The sequence below is a fragment of the Actinospineispora eucalypti genome (assembly GCF_039543365.1).
Classification (GTDB): domain Bacteria; phylum Actinomycetota; class Actinomycetes; order Mycobacteriales; family Pseudonocardiaceae; genus Pseudonocardia; species Pseudonocardia eucalypti.
The window spans coordinates 347,994-365,528 of record NZ_BAABJP010000010.1 but is presented as its reverse complement, the minus strand read 5'-3'; the positions used below and the strand labels follow the sequence as shown (position 1 = coordinate 365,528).

General features: G+C 72.1%; 18 protein-coding genes and 1 tRNA gene. 6 read left to right on the top strand and 13 right to left on the bottom strand.

Annotation, left to right across the window (positions count from 1 at the left end; all coding sequences use genetic code 11):
• Nucleotides 1-100: 100 nt before the first annotated feature.
• From ABEB12_RS15410 to ABEB12_RS15375, 8 genes are all read right to left on the bottom strand, one after another.
• The gene (locus tag ABEB12_RS15410; protein WP_185064122.1) at nucleotides 101-1,738 is read right to left on the bottom strand and encodes an AMP-binding protein; all 1,638 of its coding nucleotides are present in this window, start codon (nucleotides 1,736-1,738) and stop codon (nucleotides 101-103) included.
• Entirely contained in the window at nucleotides 1,719-3,995 is a 2,277-nt protein-coding gene (locus tag ABEB12_RS15405; protein ID WP_345702835.1) for an acetate--CoA ligase family protein, read from the bottom strand. Before ABEB12_RS15405 ends, ABEB12_RS15410 begins: the two co-directional genes overlap by 20 nt.
• Complete coding sequence (locus ABEB12_RS15400; protein WP_185064121.1) at nucleotides 3,992-5,485, bottom strand: FAD-dependent monooxygenase; 1,494 nt, start codon at nucleotides 5,483-5,485, stop codon at nucleotides 3,992-3,994. The genes ABEB12_RS15405 and ABEB12_RS15400 overlap by 4 nt, the downstream gene beginning before the upstream one ends.
• A complete protein-coding gene (locus ABEB12_RS15395) occupies nucleotides 5,485-6,717 on the bottom strand; it encodes an MFS transporter (protein WP_185064120.1) in 1,233 nt (410 codons plus the stop codon). The genes ABEB12_RS15400 and ABEB12_RS15395 overlap by 1 nt, the downstream gene beginning before the upstream one ends.
• Before the next feature lie 88 nt (nucleotides 6,718-6,805).
• Complete coding sequence (locus tag ABEB12_RS15390) at nucleotides 6,806-7,618, bottom strand: PaaX family transcriptional regulator C-terminal domain-containing protein (RefSeq protein ID WP_185064119.1); 813 nt, start codon at nucleotides 7,616-7,618, stop codon at nucleotides 6,806-6,808.
• A gap of 120 nt (nucleotides 7,619-7,738) precedes the next feature.
• Complete coding sequence (locus ABEB12_RS15385) at nucleotides 7,739-8,383, bottom strand: LysE family transporter (RefSeq protein ID WP_185064118.1); 645 nt, start codon at nucleotides 8,381-8,383, stop codon at nucleotides 7,739-7,741.
• A gap of 367 nt (nucleotides 8,384-8,750) precedes the next feature.
• A complete protein-coding gene (locus tag ABEB12_RS15380; RefSeq protein ID WP_185064117.1) occupies nucleotides 8,751-9,950 on the bottom strand; it encodes a DUF445 domain-containing protein in 1,200 nt (399 codons plus the stop codon).
• A gap of 20 nt (nucleotides 9,951-9,970) precedes the next feature.
• Complete coding sequence (locus ABEB12_RS15375) at nucleotides 9,971-10,792, bottom strand: TrmH family RNA methyltransferase (protein ID WP_185064116.1); 822 nt, start codon at nucleotides 10,790-10,792, stop codon at nucleotides 9,971-9,973.
• Between the two features lie 28 nt (nucleotides 10,793-10,820).
• Here ABEB12_RS15375 and ABEB12_RS15370 point away from each other — a divergent pair, with 28 nt between their 5' ends.
• On the top strand, nucleotides 10,821-11,321 hold the full coding sequence (locus ABEB12_RS15370) for a limonene-1,2-epoxide hydrolase family protein (RefSeq protein WP_185064115.1): 501 nt from the start codon (nucleotides 10,821-10,823) through the stop codon (nucleotides 11,319-11,321).
• On the opposite strand, the gene ABEB12_RS15365 is transcribed toward ABEB12_RS15370, so the two are convergent.
• Both ABEB12_RS15365 and ABEB12_RS15360 read right to left on the bottom strand, forming a co-directional pair.
• Nucleotides 11,318-12,403 carry a sn-glycerol-3-phosphate ABC transporter ATP-binding protein UgpC gene (locus ABEB12_RS15365; protein WP_185064114.1) on the bottom strand — a complete coding sequence of 362 codons (1,086 nt, stop codon included), beginning with the start codon at nucleotides 12,401-12,403 and terminating at the stop codon, nucleotides 11,318-11,320. The two genes, ABEB12_RS15370 and ABEB12_RS15365, sit on opposite strands and share 4 nt — an antisense overlap.
• A gap of 15 nt (nucleotides 12,404-12,418) precedes the next feature.
• Nucleotides 12,419-12,640 (bottom strand): DUF3618 domain-containing protein, encoded by a 222-nt coding sequence (locus tag ABEB12_RS15360; protein WP_185064113.1) that lies wholly within the window; start codon nucleotides 12,638-12,640, stop codon nucleotides 12,419-12,421.
• 256 nt (nucleotides 12,641-12,896) lie between these two features.
• Between ABEB12_RS15360 and ABEB12_RS15355 the strand changes: the two genes are divergently transcribed.
• The 4 genes from ABEB12_RS15355 (at nucleotide 12,897) to ABEB12_RS15340 (ending at nucleotide 14,513) form a co-directional block, all read left to right on the top strand.
• A complete protein-coding gene (locus ABEB12_RS15355; protein ID WP_221498495.1) occupies nucleotides 12,897-13,184 on the top strand; it encodes an Rv0909 family putative TA system antitoxin in 288 nt (95 codons plus the stop codon).
• A gap of 18 nt (nucleotides 13,185-13,202) precedes the next feature.
• Nucleotides 13,203-13,670, top strand: a complete 468-nt coding sequence (gene bcp, locus ABEB12_RS15350; RefSeq protein WP_185064112.1) for a thioredoxin-dependent thiol peroxidase — start codon at nucleotides 13,203-13,205, stop codon at nucleotides 13,668-13,670.
• A 132-nt stretch (nucleotides 13,671-13,802) separates the two neighbouring features.
• Complete coding sequence (locus ABEB12_RS15345) at nucleotides 13,803-14,450, top strand: HNH endonuclease signature motif containing protein (RefSeq protein WP_345702834.1); 648 nt, start codon at nucleotides 13,803-13,805, stop codon at nucleotides 14,448-14,450.
• Nucleotides 14,441-14,513 (top strand) — tRNA-Leu (locus ABEB12_RS15340). The genes ABEB12_RS15345 and ABEB12_RS15340 overlap by 10 nt, the downstream gene beginning before the upstream one ends.
• 227 nt (nucleotides 14,514-14,740) lie before the next feature.
• Here ABEB12_RS15340 and rdgB read toward each other — a convergent pair.
• Both rdgB and rph read right to left on the bottom strand, forming a co-directional pair.
• Nucleotides 14,741-15,379, bottom strand: coding sequence for an RdgB/HAM1 family non-canonical purine NTP pyrophosphatase (gene rdgB / locus ABEB12_RS15335; protein ID WP_345702833.1), 639 nt, complete (start codon nucleotides 15,377-15,379; stop codon nucleotides 14,741-14,743).
• Nucleotides 15,366-16,142, bottom strand: a complete 777-nt coding sequence (gene rph / locus ABEB12_RS15330) for a ribonuclease PH (protein WP_185064111.1) — start codon at nucleotides 16,140-16,142, stop codon at nucleotides 15,366-15,368. Before rph ends, rdgB begins: the two co-directional genes overlap by 14 nt.
• Before the next feature lie 93 nt (nucleotides 16,143-16,235).
• On the opposite strand from rph, the gene ABEB12_RS15325 reads away from it, so the two are divergent.
• On the top strand, nucleotides 16,236-16,718 hold the full coding sequence (locus ABEB12_RS15325; RefSeq protein ID WP_185064110.1) for a DUF2231 domain-containing protein: 483 nt from the start codon (nucleotides 16,236-16,238) through the stop codon (nucleotides 16,716-16,718).
• 6 nt (nucleotides 16,719-16,724) lie between these two features.
• Here ABEB12_RS15325 and ABEB12_RS15320 read toward each other — a convergent pair whose 3' ends face one another.
• Nucleotides 16,725-17,510 (bottom strand): MBL fold metallo-hydrolase, encoded by a 786-nt coding sequence (locus ABEB12_RS15320; protein WP_185064109.1) that lies wholly within the window; start codon nucleotides 17,508-17,510, stop codon nucleotides 16,725-16,727.
• Between the last annotated feature and the right edge of the window lie 25 nt (nucleotides 17,511-17,535).

Genomic DNA, 17,535 nt, shown 5'->3' with positions numbered 1-17,535 from the left:
CGAACCTTCCGCCGAACGGGTGATTACGCAGGTGAAGGAGCTACTTCACGGGCCCGACAAATGACATACGTGTCCGGCCAAAAGTGATGATCGAAATACGTCAGACGGCGGCGAGCCGCGCCGCGACGTCCGCGCGCAGGGCCTTCTTGTCGATCTTGCCGACCTTGGTGACCGGCAGCTCGTCGCGCAGCTCCAGCCGCTCCGGCAGCTTGAACGCCGCCACCCCGGCCGCCAGCATGCCCGCGCGCACCTGTTCCAGGGTCACCGTGTCGCCGGGTCTCGGCACCACGAACACGCACACCCGCTCGCCCAGCACCGCGTCCGGCATGGCCACCGCCGCCACCTGGCGCACCGAGGGCAACCGGTAGACCAGGTTCTCCACCTCTTCGGCGGAGATCTTCTCGCCACCCCGGTTGATCATGTCCTTGTCCCGGCCGGCGACCACCAGGTTTCCGTCCGGAGTACGCCGGCAGATGTCGCCGGAGCGGTACCAGCCGTCCGGGGTGAACGCCTTGGCGTTCTGCTCGGCGGCGCGGTAGTAGCCCCTCGGGGTGTACGGCCCCCGGGTGAGCAGCGAACCCGGTTCGCCGTCCGGCACGTCCCGGTCCAGCTCGTCCACCAGCCGCACCTCGTCGTCGGCGCAGATCGGCCGGCCCTGGGTGGTGTTGACGGTGTCGTCCGGGTCGTCCAGCCGGGTCACGTTGAGCAGGCCCTCCGCCATGCCGAACACCTGCTGGAGGCTCGCGCCCAGGACCGGCCGGATCCGGGCGGCCAGCTCGTCCGCCAGCCGCGCCCCGCCCACCTGGAGCACCCGCAGGCTGGCCAGCTGGGCCGCGCCGTGGTCGGTCGCGTGCTCCAGCCAGCGGGCGGCCACCGCCGGCACCACCGCGCTGTGGGTCACCCGCTCGGCGGCGATCGCGGCGAACGCCCTGACCGGCTCCGGCGAGGGAAGCATGACCACCTTGCCGCCGGCCAGCAGGGTGCCCAGGATGCCCGGGCAGGCCAGCGGGAAGTTGTGCCCGGCCGGCAGGCTGACCAGGTAGCCCGTCGCCGCGTCCATCCCGGCCAGCTCGGCCGTGCGGCGGGCGTTGTAGACGTAGTCGTCGTGGGTGCGGGCGATCAGCTTGGGCAGCCCGGTGGTGCCGCCGGAGAGCAGGAACACCGCAACGTCCCTGGCCGACGGCCCGGTTCCGCTCCAGCGGGCGCCGGGCGCGGCGAGCGCGCGCAGGTCGTGGTGGGTGTCCGCCGGGTCGCCGGCGACCAGGACGTGGCGCAGCGACGGCACCCCGGCGACCAGTTCGGCGGCCAGCGCCTGGTGGTCGAAGTCGCGCAGCCGGTCCGGCACGGCGATGGCCGAGGCCTCGGCCTGCTCGGCAAGGTGGGTCAGCTCGGCACGGCGGTGCGCGGGCAACGCCATCACCGGCACCAACCCGGCGCGCAGGCAGGCCAGCGTGAGCACCACGAACTCCCAGCCGTTGGGCAGCTGCACCAGTACCCGGTCCCCGGCCACCAGCCCGAGGCCGGCCAGTCGTTCGGCCAGCGCATCGGAACGCTCGGCCAGCTCCCGGTGGGTCAGCCGCACCTCGCCGTCCACCAGTGCGGGGGCGTCCGGCGTGCGGTCGGCCACCTCGCGCAGCAGCTCGCCGAGCGTGCGGCCGCTCCAGTAGCCGGCCTCGGTGTAGCGCCGGACGAACTCCTCCGGCCAGGGCACCAGCCCCTCAGCGATCGGCGTGATCATCCCGACTCCTCAGCACCGCGTCCAGCGCGACCAGCCCGTGCTCGGTCAGCCGCAGCGGGTTGACCTCGATCTCGTCCAGCCCGGGGTTCTCCATCAGAAGCTCACCGAGCGCGGCGACCACCCGGCCGAGCTCATCGCGGTCCAGCACCGGGCCGCCGCGCCAGCCCTCGAGGAGCCGGCGCCCGGCCAGCTCGCCGACCATCCCGGCGGCCTCCTCCGGACCGACCGGGGCAACCCGTACCGCCACGTCGGCCAGCGCCTCGGCCTGGGTGCCGCCCAGCCCGACCAGCAGCACCGGGCCGAACACCGGGTCCCGCCGGGCGCCCACCAGCAGGTCCACGCCGGCCGGCGCCATCGCCTCCACCAGCACCCTCGGTGCGCCGATCGCCCGCAGCGCGTCGTCCAGCTCGCCCGGCGTCCGCACGCCCAGCCGCACCCCGCCGACCTCGGTCTTGTGCCGAACACTCGCGTCGAGCACCTTCACCGCGACCGCCCCACCCAACTCCGCCAACGCCCGCTGCGCACTCTCCCGCCCATCACAAACCCGCCGCCCCGGCGTCCGGACACCCAGCCCGCCCAACACCCCCTTAGCGACGTCCTCGTCCCAAGGCCCGCCCCCCACCCAATTCCCATGTCGCGCGTCCCCCCAGCCCATATCGCGCCCCCCACCCGCGAATGTCGCGGGTTCCACCAGGTCATATCGCTGATCGCCGCAGCCCATGTCGCGGATCTCGCGGCCCCTGTCGCGGATCTCGCGGCTCCTGTCGCGGGCTTCGCCGTCCCGAGGGGCGCCGGGAAACCTCGACTCCGTGTGCTGAGAGCACCGACGCGGCGTGCTGAGAGCACCGGCTCGCGGGGCCATGGCGTCAGCCAGGAGTGCGGAGACCGCGGCGGCGACGCCGGCGGGGTCGGGGGCGGCGGGGATGCCTTGGGTTATCAGTGCGCTCCTGATGGCGGCCGCGGCTGGGCCGAGGCCGCCGACGCCCAGCACCACGGGTACCTCCGCCCCCGCCGCTGTGACCGCGTCTACCAGGTCGAACGCGTCGGGTTCGGCCAGGGCGTAGCCGGCGACCAGGCCCACCCCGGGGTCACGGGACAGCGCGCGCAACACCGGGCCGAAGGACGGCCCGGGCCGGCCGGTGTCCACCGGGTTGCCCTGGAAGGTCAGTGGGGGCAGTAGCTCGCCGATGGCCGACCGGGTCTCCCCGGTGAGCGCGGGCACCACCACGTCTCGGCCGTGCAGCTCGTCCAGGAGCAGCAACCCGGGGCCGGCCTGCGCGGTGAGCACCCCTACCCCGGGCCGGCCGGCCGGCAACCGGACCAGCGACAAGGCGCCGACCGCGTCCACCAGCTCCCGTTCGGAGGCCACGCACACCGCGCCGGCCTGGCGCAGCGCGGCCACCGTGGTGCGCCAGGAGGTGGCCAGTGCGCCGGTGTGCGAGCGGGCGAACTCGGCCAGCTGCTCCGCGGTGCCGGTGTGCCGGCCGGCCACCAGCGCGACCACCGGTTTGCGCGCGGCCAGCCGGGAGACCGACGCGAGCAGCGCCGGCCCGTCGGCCACCGACTCCACGTGCAGCGCCACGGCGTGGGTGCGCGGGTCCTCGGCCAGGTGGTCGAGCACCGGCGGCGCGGTCAACCCGGCGGCGTTGCCCAGCCCCACCCCGAGGCTCACCCCGTGCCCGGCCTCGGCCAGCAGGAAGGCCAGCGCGTGGTTCACCCCGCCGCTGGCCGCGACCACCGCGACCCGCCCGGCCGGCACGTCCGCCGCCCCGGGCACGAAGCTGGCGCACAGGCCGTGGTGCGGCACGAAGAACCCGGATGTGTTCGGCCCGAGCAGCGCGATCCCCGCCTCGGCCGCCACCGAGGCCAGAGCGTCCTGGTGTGCCGCACCGGCCGGCCCGATCTCGGCGAACCCGCCGGCGCACACCACCGCCGCACCGACCCCGGCCGGCGCCAGCTCGGCCAGCGCGCCGGCGCAGGCCGGCGCGGGCAGGCACAGCACGGCCAGGTCGATCGGCCCCTCGCCGGCCACCGTGGCCGCCGAGGTCGCCGTGGCCACCGAGGTCGCGGCGGCCACGGAGTCGAACATCGCCGGGTCACGCGGGTTCACCAGCGCCACCCGGCCGGGGAACCCGCGCAGCGAACGGGCCATGGCCGCGCCCAGCTTGGCCGGATCACGCGACGCGCCGACCACCGCGATGCCGCGCGGGGCGAACAGCGCGTCCAACCGGGCCCTGGCCGGGGCGACCGCGGTCATCCGGCCACCACCAGGTCGGCTCGGCCGGACAGCACCGCGGTGACCGCGCCGTCCGCGTCCGACGCCGGATCCACCAGCACGGCCGCCCGCCCGTGGGCCAGGCGCACCTGCTCGCAGAGCAGGGTGCGGGTGTGGGCGGCGCCGCCGTGCACCGCGACCAGTTCGGCGCCGCCGGCCACCAGCCCGGCCACCCGGTCCAGCGCGGCCGGCAGGCCGGCGTCGTCGTCCGGCGCGGTGACCAGCGGCGCACTCTCCGGCAGCCGGGTCAACAGCCGCCCGGGGAACCGCAGCCCGCCGACCGCCAACGGCGTCTCCAGCGGTTCCGTGCCGTGCTCACCGACCCACTCCGCGTGCACGCGCCGCACGAACGCCGGGTCCCGCCGGGCCAGCCGGGCGTCGGAGATGCTGCGGCTCAGGAAGTGGTACGCGAACCGCCACGGCGGGAACGCGTCGTGGTAGCGCCCGAAGTGTTCCCACCAGGACAGGCTGGGCCGAGCCGAATCCTGGATCTTGTCCACCGAGGGCCGGGCCGCCGCCTCGTAGCCGGCCAGTGCGGCGGGCAGGTCCCCCGGCCGCGCGGTCAGCGCGCGGGCCAGCTCGATCGCGTCCTCCATGGCCATCTTGGTGCCCGAGCCGACGGAGAAGTGCGCGGTGTGCGCGGCATCCCCGAGCAACACCACCGGGCGCGGTTCCAGCGTCACCCAACGCGAGGTCCGCCGGGTGCGGAAGTTGCCCCAGCGGGAGTTGTTGACCAGCAGCTTGTGTCCGTCCAGCTGGTCGGCGAACAGTTCTTCCAGGTAGGCCTGGCTCTGGGTGTCGCTGGGTCCGGGCGGCGCGGTCACGTCGAACTCGTCCAGCCCGGCCGCCCGCCAGGACGCTTGGTCGGTCTCCACGATGAACGTGGACGTGTCGTGGCTGATCGGGTAACCGTGCACGGCGAACACCCCGTGCGGGCCCCGCTGGTGCACGAAGGTCAGCCCGTCGAACCGGTAGTCGGTGCCGAACCAGGCGAACTTCGCGCTGGCCGTGTCCACCCGGGAACCGAACGCGGGTTCCAGCTCGTCGCGGATCCGCGAGCCGGTGCCGTCGGCCGCCACCACCAGGTCGTAGTCCTCGAGGTCGGCCAGGCCCACCTCGGCGCCGAACCGCAGTTCGGCGCCGAACCGCCGGGCGCGATCCTGCAGCAGGCGCAGCAGCGTGCGGCGCACGATCGCGGCCATGCCGTTGCCGGCGCAACGCAGACGCTCGCCCTTCAGCCGCACCTCGATGGCGTCCCAGTGCCGGCCGTGGGCGTCCAGTGCCTCGCGCAGCACCGGGTCGGCCCGGTGGATGGCGGCCAGGGTGCGGTCGGAGAAGACCACGCCGAAGCCGAACGTGTCGTCCGCCCGGTTCCGCTCGAACACCGTCACCTCGATCGACGGGTCGGCCTTGCGCACCAGCGCGGCGAGGAACAGCCCGCCCGGGCCTCCGCCGACCACCGCGATCCGCATCAGCGCCGCCCCCCGACCTCGACGGCCTCGGGAGCCGGTTCCCGCCGCACCCTCGGCACCCGGGGGCAGAACGCGACCAGCAGTGCCCCGGCCAACGCCGGCACCGCGAACCCGTAGAAGTTCCAGGCGAAACCGAGCTGGGCGGCCAGCACCCAACCACCGAGCAGCGGCCCGACGATCGCCCCGGCCCGCCCGACCCCGAGCGCCCAGCCGAGCGCCGAGGCGCGCGCGGTGGCCGGGTAGTGCGCGGCGATGTAGCCGTTGAGCAGGATCTGGGTGCCCACGCTGCCCAGGCCGGCCACCGCGACCGCCCCCATCAACAGGGCGGTCGCCGGGCGCTGGGTGAGCAGCAGCAGGCACCCGGCGGCGGCCAGGAAGGCGGCGGCGGTGACCGGTTTCGGGCCGAACCGGTCGGCCAGCGCCGAGGCCCCGACCGCGCCGACGATCGCACCGACGTTGAGCACCAGCAGGAACTGCAGCGCCGAGCCGAGCGGGTAGCCGGCCGCCCGCATGATCTGCGGCAGCCAGGTGTTCAACCCGTACACCAGCAACAACCCGCAGAAGCTGGCCGCGCCGAACAGCAGCGTCGGTCCCAGCTGGGCGCCGCTGAACAGCCCGCGCAGGCCCACCCGCTCGGCCGGCCGGTCCTTGGCCGCCAGGTAGCTGGCCGACTCGGGCAGGAAGGCGACGGCCAGCGGCAGCACCAGGACCAGCGGGCTGGCGCCGATCCAGAACATCACCCGCCAGCCGTGCTCCGCCACCAGGGCCAGCGCTAGCGCCGCCGCGAGCACGCCGCCGACCGAGTAACCGGCGAACATCAGCGCGTTGTAGAGCTGCCGGCGGCCGGGTGGCGCGTACTCCACGGTGAGCGCGATCGCGCTGGGCAGCACCCCGCCCAGGCCGAGGCCGGCGACGAACCGGAACAGCCCGAGCAGCTCGGGCGTCGGCGCCAGCGCGCAGAGCGCCATGGCCACGGAGAACCAGGCGATGCCGGCCAGCATGATCACCCGCCGGCCGACCAGGTCGGTCACCGCGCCGGCGGCCAGCGCGCCGATCAGCATCCCGGCCAGGGCATAACTGCCGATGGCACCGGCACCGGCCGGCCCGAGATGCCAGTCCGGCTCAGCCAGCAGGCTCGGCACCACCGAGCCGTAGACGATCAGGTCGTAGCCGTCACAGACGATGGTCAGGAAACAGATGGCGACCACGGTCGGTCCGGTACGTGCGGCCATGGTGGGACTCCTTGCGTCAGCGAGTCCAACCGTACAACGAAATCAGAACGAACGGATAGATTTCGCTATAAATTCCGCACTGCGGAACCTAGGAGGCCTTGGCGCAGCCGTCCAGCAGCTCGTCCACGAACGCCTCGGCCGGCCGGCGCAGCAGGCCGTGCACCTCCAGGAACAGCTCGTGCGCCGCCCGGCCCGACCAGCCCTCCGGCAGCAGCTCCGGCGGCAGGTCGGGGTCCCGGAACGGGAACAGCCGGTAGTCGTGGATCAACCGCATGCGCGCCACCAGCGCGCCCCGGCCGGTCGGCGGGTTCCGCCGGTACTCGGCCAGCCTCGGCCGGTACTCGGTGAGCAGCTTCGCGTAGTCCCGGTTCAGCGCGGGCAGGTCCCAGGCCCGGTCGGCCATGTCCCGGTCCGCCGCCAACCCGTCCGAGCGGGACTGGAAGATGTCCAGCCGCACCGCCGGCTGGTCGGCGAACTCCTCGCGGACCCGGTCGCCCAGCTGATGCGGACTGATCCACACCGACGTGGAGAGCGCACCGAAGCCCAGCCAGGACAACCGCTTGCGCAGCTGCTCGCGCAGCGCCCGCTCGCTCTCCGGGACCTGGTAGATGACCATGTTCCACATGCCGTCCCACGGCCCGTCGGCGCGCGCGAAGATGCGCGAACGCCCGTCGTCGAGCAGCCGCCAGGCCGCGTCGGTGAGCACGTAGCTGGTCTCCCGGCCGTCGCGGCGGCTCTCCAGCCAGCCCTCCTTGCGCATCCGGGCGGCCACCACCCGCGCCGTCGGCTCCGGCACGTCGAAGCACTCCATCAACGCCACCAGCGAGCGCAGCGGCACGGCGCCACCCCGGTAACGCAGGTAGTCACCGAACAGGTCGAACACAACCGAACGCGCCTTCACGCGGTCAGCATAATCTGTACCGTTATTTCGCCGCTCGTTAGTTGTTCGCGATAGATTTCCGGCATGGGGCGCGCTACATCACCGGGGTGACGCTGCCGGTGGACGCCGGAGCGGGACGCCCTACAAAGTGCCTTGAGTGGCCGGCCGGCCGGAGAACGCGGCGGCCACGCCGAGGGCCAGGTAGGTGGTCCCGGTGGCGATCCGCTGGCCCCTGGCGAAACCGGGCCGCCGGCCCAGCCAGCCGCCCAGCTGCCCGGCGGCCAGCGCGTACACCACGTCACTGGTCAGCCCGATCGCCGTGATGATCAGCCCGAGCACCACGATCTGCGCCGCCACCGGCCCGCGCGCCGGGTCGATGAACTGCGGCAGGAAGGCCACGAAGAACAGCGCCACCTTGGGGTTGAGCAGGTTCACCGCCGCCGCCTCCAGGTACACCCGGCGCAGCGACAGCCGGGCCAGCTCGGTCAGCTCCACCGGCTGCTGGCGCAGCAGCACCCGCAGCCCCAGGTAGATCAGGTACGCCGCGCCGACGAACCGGACCGTGTCGAAGGCCAGCGCCGAGGACGCGATGACAGCCGCCAGCCCGACCGATGCGGCGACCATGTACACCAACGTCGCGGACTCCACGCCCAGCGCCGAAACCAGCCCGGCCGCCCGTCCCTGGCTCAGGCTGCGGGTCACGATGTAGATGTGGTTCGGCCCCGGGATAGCCACCAGCGCGGACGCCGCCAACACATAAAGCAACAAGGTCGACGCACTAGGCACCCCACCATCCTCCCCCACCCCGCCCGATCCAGTCACTCCAGCAGGCCGATTCGGTCGGTTCCGCCCCCGCCACGGCCGGGTCCACGACCCGAACGATCCCCTACACGCCGCCCGCGCCGCCGAGACCGTCTCCCTCCGGCGCCTGGCCGCACGCTGACCAGCCGGTCCGCGCACCGCTCTCCCCGCCGCCCCACCCGCAAACGCTATGGCTCTGCGTGGAGATATGCGACATTCGCCTGCACCTGGCAGGTGACCTGGCCGGAGTCACCCGACGGTGCGGCGAGCCGCTGCACCGAAAGCCGCGTATTTCCACGCAGAGCCATAGCGTCGTCGAGAGCACCCGGGACAGAGAGCCACGCCTCGGTGATCAGTGCCCAACCAGAACCAACAGTTGCAGCTCACCGACTATCGCGCCGAGGATGCCGCCGACCAGGATCAGTTTCCACTCATCTTGGCGAAACGCCGGGCGCAGCACCGACTCGAACTCCAGCGGGGTGAGCGCGCGCATCGCGGACACCACCGTCCGTTCCACGCCCAGCGCCTCCTTGGCGTAAGCCATCGCCGGCTCCAGGTCCGGTCCCCGGCCGGGCGGGGCGTTCAGCAGGTCCAGCGCCCGCTTCGCCGCGTCGGCCTTGAACGCCCGGTACCGCTCGGAACCGATGCTCAGCACCACCAGCGGACGGGCCACGCCCAGCTGCCGGTCCACCACCCGGGACACGTGCCGCTGCACCAGCGCGAGCAGGCGGTCCGACCGGGGACCGGTGAGCAGCGCGTTCACGATCTTCGGCACGGTGAGCACCTCGTCCGCGATCACTTTGCCGTAGTCACCCGCCACCTGCATCCGACGCTTCTGGAACAGTCCCTGGTAGCGGACCAACCCGAACAGGAACCGGCGCTCCTCACGCGGGTAGAAGATCATCTTGAGCGCCAGCCAGTCGGTGCTCAGCCCGACAAGAGCACCGAAGACCGGCATCACCAGCGGTTCGTGGGTGAGCCCCCACACCAACGCCTGCAGCAGACCGATGATCAGCCCGAAGTACAGCCCGCTGCGCGCGATGAAGCGCAGCTCGGGGCCGCCGACGTCGCGGATCAGCCGGTTCAGCACGCCCCGGTCGTCGGCCAGGTTGCTCAGCGCCATGTCCCGCGTGTCCAGGTAGGAATCCGGGTTGCGGGCGAAGTCGGCCATCAGCTCGGCGACCGCCTTCGGCGCCTGCGCCGCGACCTGCCGCAGCAGCAGTGAACGCGCCTGATCGGGCAGCATCTCCCACAGCTGCGGCTGGTACTTGGCCAGCAGGTCGGTGCCGATGTCGGTGACCGCCTGTTGCAACGGCTCACGCAGCTGCTCGGTGAACTCGGCCGGGTCCATGCGTGACAGCAGCTGGTTCGGGTTGATCAGCCGCCCCAGCAGCAGGTTCACCGAGACGCTGCCGATCCGGCCCACGTTGCGCGGGACGATGCCCTGCCAGCCCAGCAGCGGCGGTCGGCCCAGGAACTCCACCGGCCGGAACATCATCTCGATGGCCACCAGCTTGGTCACGTACCCGATGAACGCCGCCAGGACCGGCATGGAAGCGAAGGTCAGCCAGTTCACCCGGTGAGCCCTTCCGTCAGGGAAGAACGGCGGGCCTCGTAGAGCAGCACACCGGCGGCCACCGCCAGGTTCAGCGACTCGGCCGTGCCGACCATCGGGATGCGCACCCTCCGGTCAGCGGCGGCCAACAGCGAGTCCGGCAGCCCTTCCCCCTCGCTGCCCAGCAACAGGGCCAGCGGCGGCCGGAAGTCCACCGTCCAGTGCGCCTCCGCGGCGTACCCCGAGGCGGCCAGCACCGCCACCCCGTGCGTGCGCGCCCAGCCGAGAAAGTCCTCCGGCGAAGGCACCGCCACCACCGGCAGGCCGAACAGCGAGCCCATGCTGGCCTTCACGGCGGCCGGCGCGTAGGGGTCGGCGGTGTCCCCGAGCAGCAGGACGCCGGCCGCGCCGACCGCGTCGGCGGTGCGCACGACGGTGCCGAGGTTGCCCGGGTTGCCGGCCTGGTGCAGGGCCACGAACACCGCGTCCGGCGGGACCGGCAGCTCGGCCAGCCCGGTGGTCCGGGCGCGGACCACGGCGAACAGGCCGGGCGGGCGGTCGCGGTCGGTCAGCCGGCCGGCCAGCTCGGCGCTGACCTCGGCCACCCGGTCCCCGGCGGCACGCCGCTGCGCGACCATGCCGAGCGCGGAATCCGGCAGAAGCCCGGGCACCACGATCAGCGTGTCGATCACCCAACCGGCTTCGACCGCTCGCCATACCGGCTGCACACCCTCGACCAGGAACGCGCCCTCGCGTCGCCGGCGTTTTCGGTCTGCCAGGCCGCGAACCCGCTTGACCAGCGGGTTGGCTGCGCTAGTGATCAACTCTGTGGTGGCCATATCCCGCATAATGTAATTCAATGCAGGGATGACCGAACCGAAGAGCAAGCCGGCGACCAAGACGCGTACCAAACCGGCGACGAGAAAGGCGGCCCCGAAGCAACCCGACTCGGTGGCCGTCGTGACGGAGTTCCTGGCCGCGATGGAGCGCCTGGACATCGACGCGGCGCTCGACCTGCTGGCCGACGACGTGCTCTACCAGAACGTGTCGCTGCCCGCCGCGCGCGGCCGCTCGGCGGTGGCCAGGCAGCTGGGCACGTTCGGCAAGTACTTCACCGGCTTCCGGGCGATCAACCACCGGATCGTCGGCGAGGGCGACACGGTACTCACCGAGCGCACCGACATCATCGAGATCGGCCGCTTCCGGTCCGAGTTCTGGGTGTGCGGCACCTTTCAGGTGCGCGACGGCAAGATCGTCCTGTGGCGGGACTACTTCGACTGGGCGAACTTCATCGCCGGTTCGGCGGCCGGCGCCGGACGCGCGCTGGTGAGCTTCGCCAAGGGCCTGCGCCAGCGTCGCGGCGCCTAGTCCGGTAGCCGCTCGCCGGTCTCCGGGTGGAAGGCGTGCACCCGGCCGCCGGGGCGCAGGCCGACCCGGACCCGCTCGCCGAACGCCGGGATCTCCGCGCCGGGGGTGCGCACGATCAGCCGCGTCGGTTCGCCACCGATCAGCGCCTCGCCGTAGACGAAGGCGTCCGCGCCGAGCTCCTCGACCAGCCGGACGGTCAGCTCCACGCCCGGATCGGACGCGCCGACCAGGCACAGCGCCTCCGGCCGGATGCCCACGCGCACCTCACCGAGGGCGTCCAGCGTGGTGCGGGGCAACGGCACGCGCAGGCCGTCCAGCGCGACCCCGCCGTCGGTCACCGGCGCATCCACCAGGTTCATCGAGGGCGAGCCGATGAACCCCGCGACGAAGGTGTTCACCGGCCGGTCGTACAGCTCGCGTGGTGACGCGCACTGTTGCAGCAGGCCGTCCTTGAGCACCGCCACCCGGTGCCCCATGGTCATCGCCTCGACCTGGTCGTGCGTGACGTAGATCGTGGTGGTGCGCAGCCGGGTCTGCAGCGCGGTGATGTTGGCGCGGGTCTCCACGCGCAGCTTGGCGTCCAGGTTGGACAGCGGCTCGTCCATCAGGAAGACCGACGGCTCGCGCACGATGGCCCGGCCCATGGCCACCCGCTGCCGCTGCCCGCCGGAGAGTGCCTTGGGCCGGCGGTCCAGGTACGGGGTGAGGTCGAGCATCGCGGCCGCGTCCTTCACCTTCTGGGTGATGACGGCCTTCGGGGTGCGCTTGAGCTTGAGCGCGAACGCCATATTCTCCGCGACGGTCATGTGCGGGTAGAGCGCGTAGGACTGGAACACCATGGCGATGTCCCGGTCCTTCGGCGCGACGGTGGTGACGTCCTTGCCGCCGATGCTGATGGCGCCCTCGTCGACTTCCTCCAGCCCGGCCAGCATGCGCAGCGCTGTGGACTTGCCGGATCCGGACGGCCCCACCAGGACGAGGAACTCGCCGTCGGCCACGTCCAGGTTCAGCTTGTCCACAGCGCGCACCGGCGGCGCCCCCGGGTAGAGCCTGGATGCATTCAGGTAGGTGACCTCCGCCATAAGGTCATCTTTGCATCAACGGAACAGTCTGCGCACCAACAGCAGCACCACCAGTACGCCCACGCCGATCAGCGGGTACTTGACCCGAGGGTCAGACAACCGGGACTGCACGACGTCCATGCCGTCCTCGGCCATGCGCCTCGGCCCGGCCCGCTCGGCCAGCGTGTCCAACGTGGCGGCGAGGGCGTCGCGAGCCTCCTGGATGTCGCGCTCGATGGTGTCCGGATCGCTTGCCACGGCTCCTCCTGTGTTCTACGGCGCCTCTGCGTCGATCCAACCGTAGATCAGGGGTCCGACACCCCAGTATTCACCCGCCGGTTCTAAGGCGTGTCCCGCGGATCATTCAGCCGGCTGCGCGGCGCCCAGATGGCGCCTCGCGGAGTTGTCGTCGTCGCCCATAGCTCCGCTATGAGCTCCTCCTCCGCCTTGCGACGCGTCATCTGGATCACCGCTCGCTCGGCATAGATCCACGGGACACGCCTAAGCTCTCCCCGTGAACGCCGACGACATCATCAAGCAGGGCCGGGAGATCGCCGGCCAGCTGCGCCGGGAGGCCGGCGAGCAGGTCGCGCAACACGAGCAGACGATCAAGGACACGATCGGCAAGGCGGTCGCGTTCGTCAACGAGAAGACCGAGGGCCGGTACACCGAGCAGGTGGGCAAGGTGGCCGGCTACGTCGAGCAGGGCGTGGACTGGGTCGCCTCGGAGCGGCGCGACCCGGAGCCCAAACCCGACAACGATCCTGACCAGCCGTCCTCCGGAACGGGAGTGTCGGGGTGACCCGGTAACGTCCCGCGCATGACCTCTCGACTCAAGCCCGGCGACCCCGCACCCGCGTTCACGCTGCCCGACGCGGACGGCAACCCGGTCTCGCTGGCCGACTTCCGGGGCCGGCGGGTGATCCTCTACGCCTACCCGGCGGCCAGCACCCCGGGCTGCACCAAGCAGGCCTGCGACTTCCGGGACAGCCTGGCCGAGCTGAACGACGCCGGCATGGACGTCATCGGCATCTCCCCCGACCAGCCGGCCAAGCTGGCCAAGTTCCGCGACGCCGAGGGCCTGACCTTCCCGCTGGTGTCCGACCCGGACAAGGCCGTGCTCACCGAGTACGGCGCGTTCGGCGAGAAGCAGATGTACGGCAAGACGGTCACCGGCGTGATCCGGTCCACCTTCGTGATCGACCCGGAGGGCAAGATCGAGCACGCGCTGTACAACGTGCGCGCCACCGGGCACGTGGCCAAGCTGCGCAAGGACATCAACGTCTGACCGCGTGGGCCTCGGCCACCGGGTCACCGGTCAGCACCGTCGAGTTCCGCCAGTCCGGGTCGGGCCGGCATCCCCTGATGAACCGCGACCTATGCACTTTGGTCGAACTTATGTTCTGCTATATTGACGTACGTGCCGCGTTCGCCCAGATGGACCGACGATGAGCTGCGTGCCGCCGTTGCGGCAAGCACGTCGCTGAACCAGGTCTGCCGCCGCCTCGGCCTCGTCCCGGGCCGCTACGACACCCTCCGTCGCCACATCACCCGTCTCAACCTGGAGACCACCCACCTACCCTCGGCGAGCCTCTCGGGCCGGCGGCGGTGGGCGGTGACGGACGAGCAACTTCGCCGCGCGGTGCACGAATCAAAGACGATTTCGGAGGTACTCAGGCGGCTGGGCTACCAGCCGAACGGCGGCATGCACCGCATGATCGTCGGCAAAATCAAGCAAGCGGGCCTGGACACCAGCCACTTTGCGGGGCAGGGATGGGCACGGGGACTCAAACGACCGAATCGGGCGGCGAAACCGCTCGAGGAAATCTTGGTTGAAAACTCCACGTACCTGAATACCGGCCACTTACGGCGCCGGCTGATCGCGGCAGGTCTGAAGAAGCCCGAATGCGAAGAGTGCGGACTGCGCGAGTGGCGTGGCAAACCGCTGCCGTTGGCCCTCGATCACGTCAATGGGGACCACACAGACAACCGGCTGGAGAACCTGCGTATCCTGTGTCCGAATTGCCATGCACTCACCGAGACCTGGTGTGTGCGCAAGCCGGCGTAGCCCAAAGGCAGAGGCCCGGTCTTTAGGTGGCCGTCAGTGCGGGTTCGAATCCCGCCGCCGGCACAGAACGAGATGCGAAGTCGACGGAACCAACCCACGCGCGCCTACGTCCAAACAAGCAACCGGAACCGCCGCCACCAGCGGCGCCATCCGGAGCGCGACTTCGCCGGTGGGCATGACACCGTCGGAGGGACATAGCGCGCGACCCCGTGCCCCCAGGGCAAGGGCCGGGGTCGCGCGCCGTCCACCCACGCTCATCCTTGGGGGAGGGCCCTCACCCAACCCCCAACTCAGCCGTCGCCGAGCGAGAGCAGTGCGGGCAGCAGGGCCCGGAACGCCCGGCCCCGGTGTGACGCCGCGTCCTTCTCCTCCGGGGCGAGTTCGGCCGATGTCCGTTCCTCACCGTCCGGCACGAAGATCGGGTCGTAGCCGAAGCCGCCGTCGCCCCGGGGGGCGCGCACCAGTTGACCACGCCACTCGCCGTGCTCCACGACCTCCAGGCCGGCCGGTGTGACCAGTGCGGCGGCGCACACGAAGGCGGCGCCGCGCCGCTCGTCGGGCACGTCGGCCAGCTGACCGAGCAGCAGCTCGAGGTTGCCGAGGTCGTCGCCGTGCCGACCGATCCAGCGCGCGGACAGCACCCCGGGCATGCCGTTCAGCGCGTCCACGGCCAGCCCGGAGTCGTCGGCCACCGCCGGCAGACCGGTCGCCTCGACCGCGTCCCGCGCCTTGGCCAGCGCGTTCTCCGCGAAGGTCGCCCCGGTCTCCGGGGCCTCGGGGAACGGCGCGACATCGGCCAGGCCGAGCACCTCGAACGACCCGCCGGCGCCTCCCACGATCCGGCGCAGCTCGGCCAGCTTGCCGGTGTTGCGGGTGGCCAGCAGCAGCTTCACGCCCGGCCCCCGGGAGAACCGCTCACGCCTGGTCACCGGCTTCGGCCGGCGACGAGCCGGGCAGGTCGTACGGGTACGGCTCGGCCAGCGCGGTCGCCTGCGCGGTCGCCAGCTGGGCGCATCCGGCGAGCGCCACGTCCAGCATCGCGTCCAGGGTGGACCGGGTGTACGTGGCGCCCTCGGCCGTGCCCTGCACCTCCACCAGCGTGCCGGTGTCGGTGGCCACCACGTTCATGTCCACCTCGGCGCGCGAGTCCTCGTCGTAGGGCAGGTCCAGCCGCACCCGGCCGTCCACCACGCCGACGCTCACCGCCGCGATCTGGCAGGACAGTGGCTTCGGGTCGTTGAGCAGCTTGGATGCGCCCAGCCAGGTCACCGCGTCGGCCAGCGCGACGTATGCGCCGGTGATCGCGGCGGTGCGCGTGCCACCGTCCGCCTGCAGCACGTCGCAGTCGATCGCGATGGTGTTCTCGCCGATGGCGGCCAGGTCGATGCAGGCCCGCAGGGACCGCCCGATCAGCCGGCTGATCTCGTGCGTGCGCCCGCCGACCCGGCCCTTCACCGACTCCCGGTCACTGCGGGTGTGCGTGGCCGAGGGCAGCATCGCGTACTCGGCGGTCACCCAGCCCAGCCCGGAACCCTTCCGCCAGCGCGGCACGCCGGGGGTCACGCTGGCCGCGCACAGCACCTTGGTCTGGCCGAAGGAGATCAGCACCGAACCGGCCGGGTGCCTCTGGAATCCTCGTTCTATCGTCACCGGGCGGAGCTCGTCGTCCGCCCTCCCGTCTTCTCGCGTCACCCCGACAACCCTACGGGTGTCCCCCGATCCGACGATCACGGGTGAACCGGCGGCCCGGTTAACTTCTTCGGCGTCCCGAACGTTGACACCCGTATGACGCTGATCGGCGGGCTACCCGCGCACCCCTTGATCATTCATGCGGTGGTGGTGCTGCTGCCGCTGGCCGCCCTCGGCACGCTGGCCGTCGCGGCGCGCCCGGTCTGGCGGCGCAACCTCGGCGGGGCGGTCTTCCTGGTCGCCCTGGCCGGCGTGGTGGCCGTGCCGCTGGCCACCACCACCGGCGAGCAGCTGGAGGCGGTGCTCGGCGGGCAGAACCCGCTGGTGGAGATCCACGAGCAGCGGGCCGACACGCTGCTGCCGTTCGCCCTGCTGTTCCTGGCGCTGCTCGCGGCGACCCTGCTGCTCGGCCGGCGCGCGGACCGCACGGAGGCAAACGGCGCGGCAACCCGCGGCGGGGTGCTGGTGACGACGGCATCGGTTCTGGCCGCACTGGCCGGCCTGGTGGTCACCGGGCTGGTGGTGTGGATCGGCGACGCGGGCGCGACGGCGGTCTGGCAGGGCGTGGTCAACCGGTGAGGCAGGTCAGATCTGGTACGTGGCCCCCGCGCTGACCAGCTCGACCGGCCCGTCGAAGGCCGCCTTGGCCTCGGCGAGCAGGTCGGCGCCGTCGTACCACATGGGCACGTGGGTGATCAGCAACCGGCCGACGCCGGCCGCCGCCGCGTGCTCCCCGGCCTCCCGGCCGGACAGGTGGATCCCCACCGGCGGCCGCTCCCCGTTCGGCCCGACGTGCGGCCAGCTGGCCTCGCAGAGCATCACGTCCGCGCCCCGGGAGATCTCCACCAGCGCCTCGCACGCCCCGGTGTCACCGCTGTACACCAGGCTGCGGCCGCCGTACTCCAGCCGCGTCGCGTACGACTCGCACGGGTGTACCGTCCGCCGGGCGCGCACCACGCAACCGGCGATCTCGGCGCGCATCTCGTCGTGCACCCCGCGGAACTCGAAGACGTCGCCGAGGTCCTCGTGCTCCCGCTCCAGCGCCGACGCCGCGCACTGCGCGCGCAGCCGGTCGCAGGACTCGCTCGGGCCGTAGACCGGCAGCTTCCGCGAACCCACCGGATACGGCGGGAACGGGTGGTAGCGCAGGTACACGACCAGCGAGGGAACGTCCGCGCAGTGGTCCGGATGCAGGTGGGAGAGCAGCAACGCGTCCAGCCCGAACGGGTCCAGGTGGCGGTGCAGCGCGCCGAGCGTCCCATTGCCCAGATCGAGCACGATCGAGCGGCCGCCCGCCCGTACCAGGTAGCCCGAGGACGGCGACTCCGGCCCCGGACCGCTTCCCGAGCAACCCAGCACGGTGAGGTCCATCCGGCTATCTTGCCTCGTCCGAGAC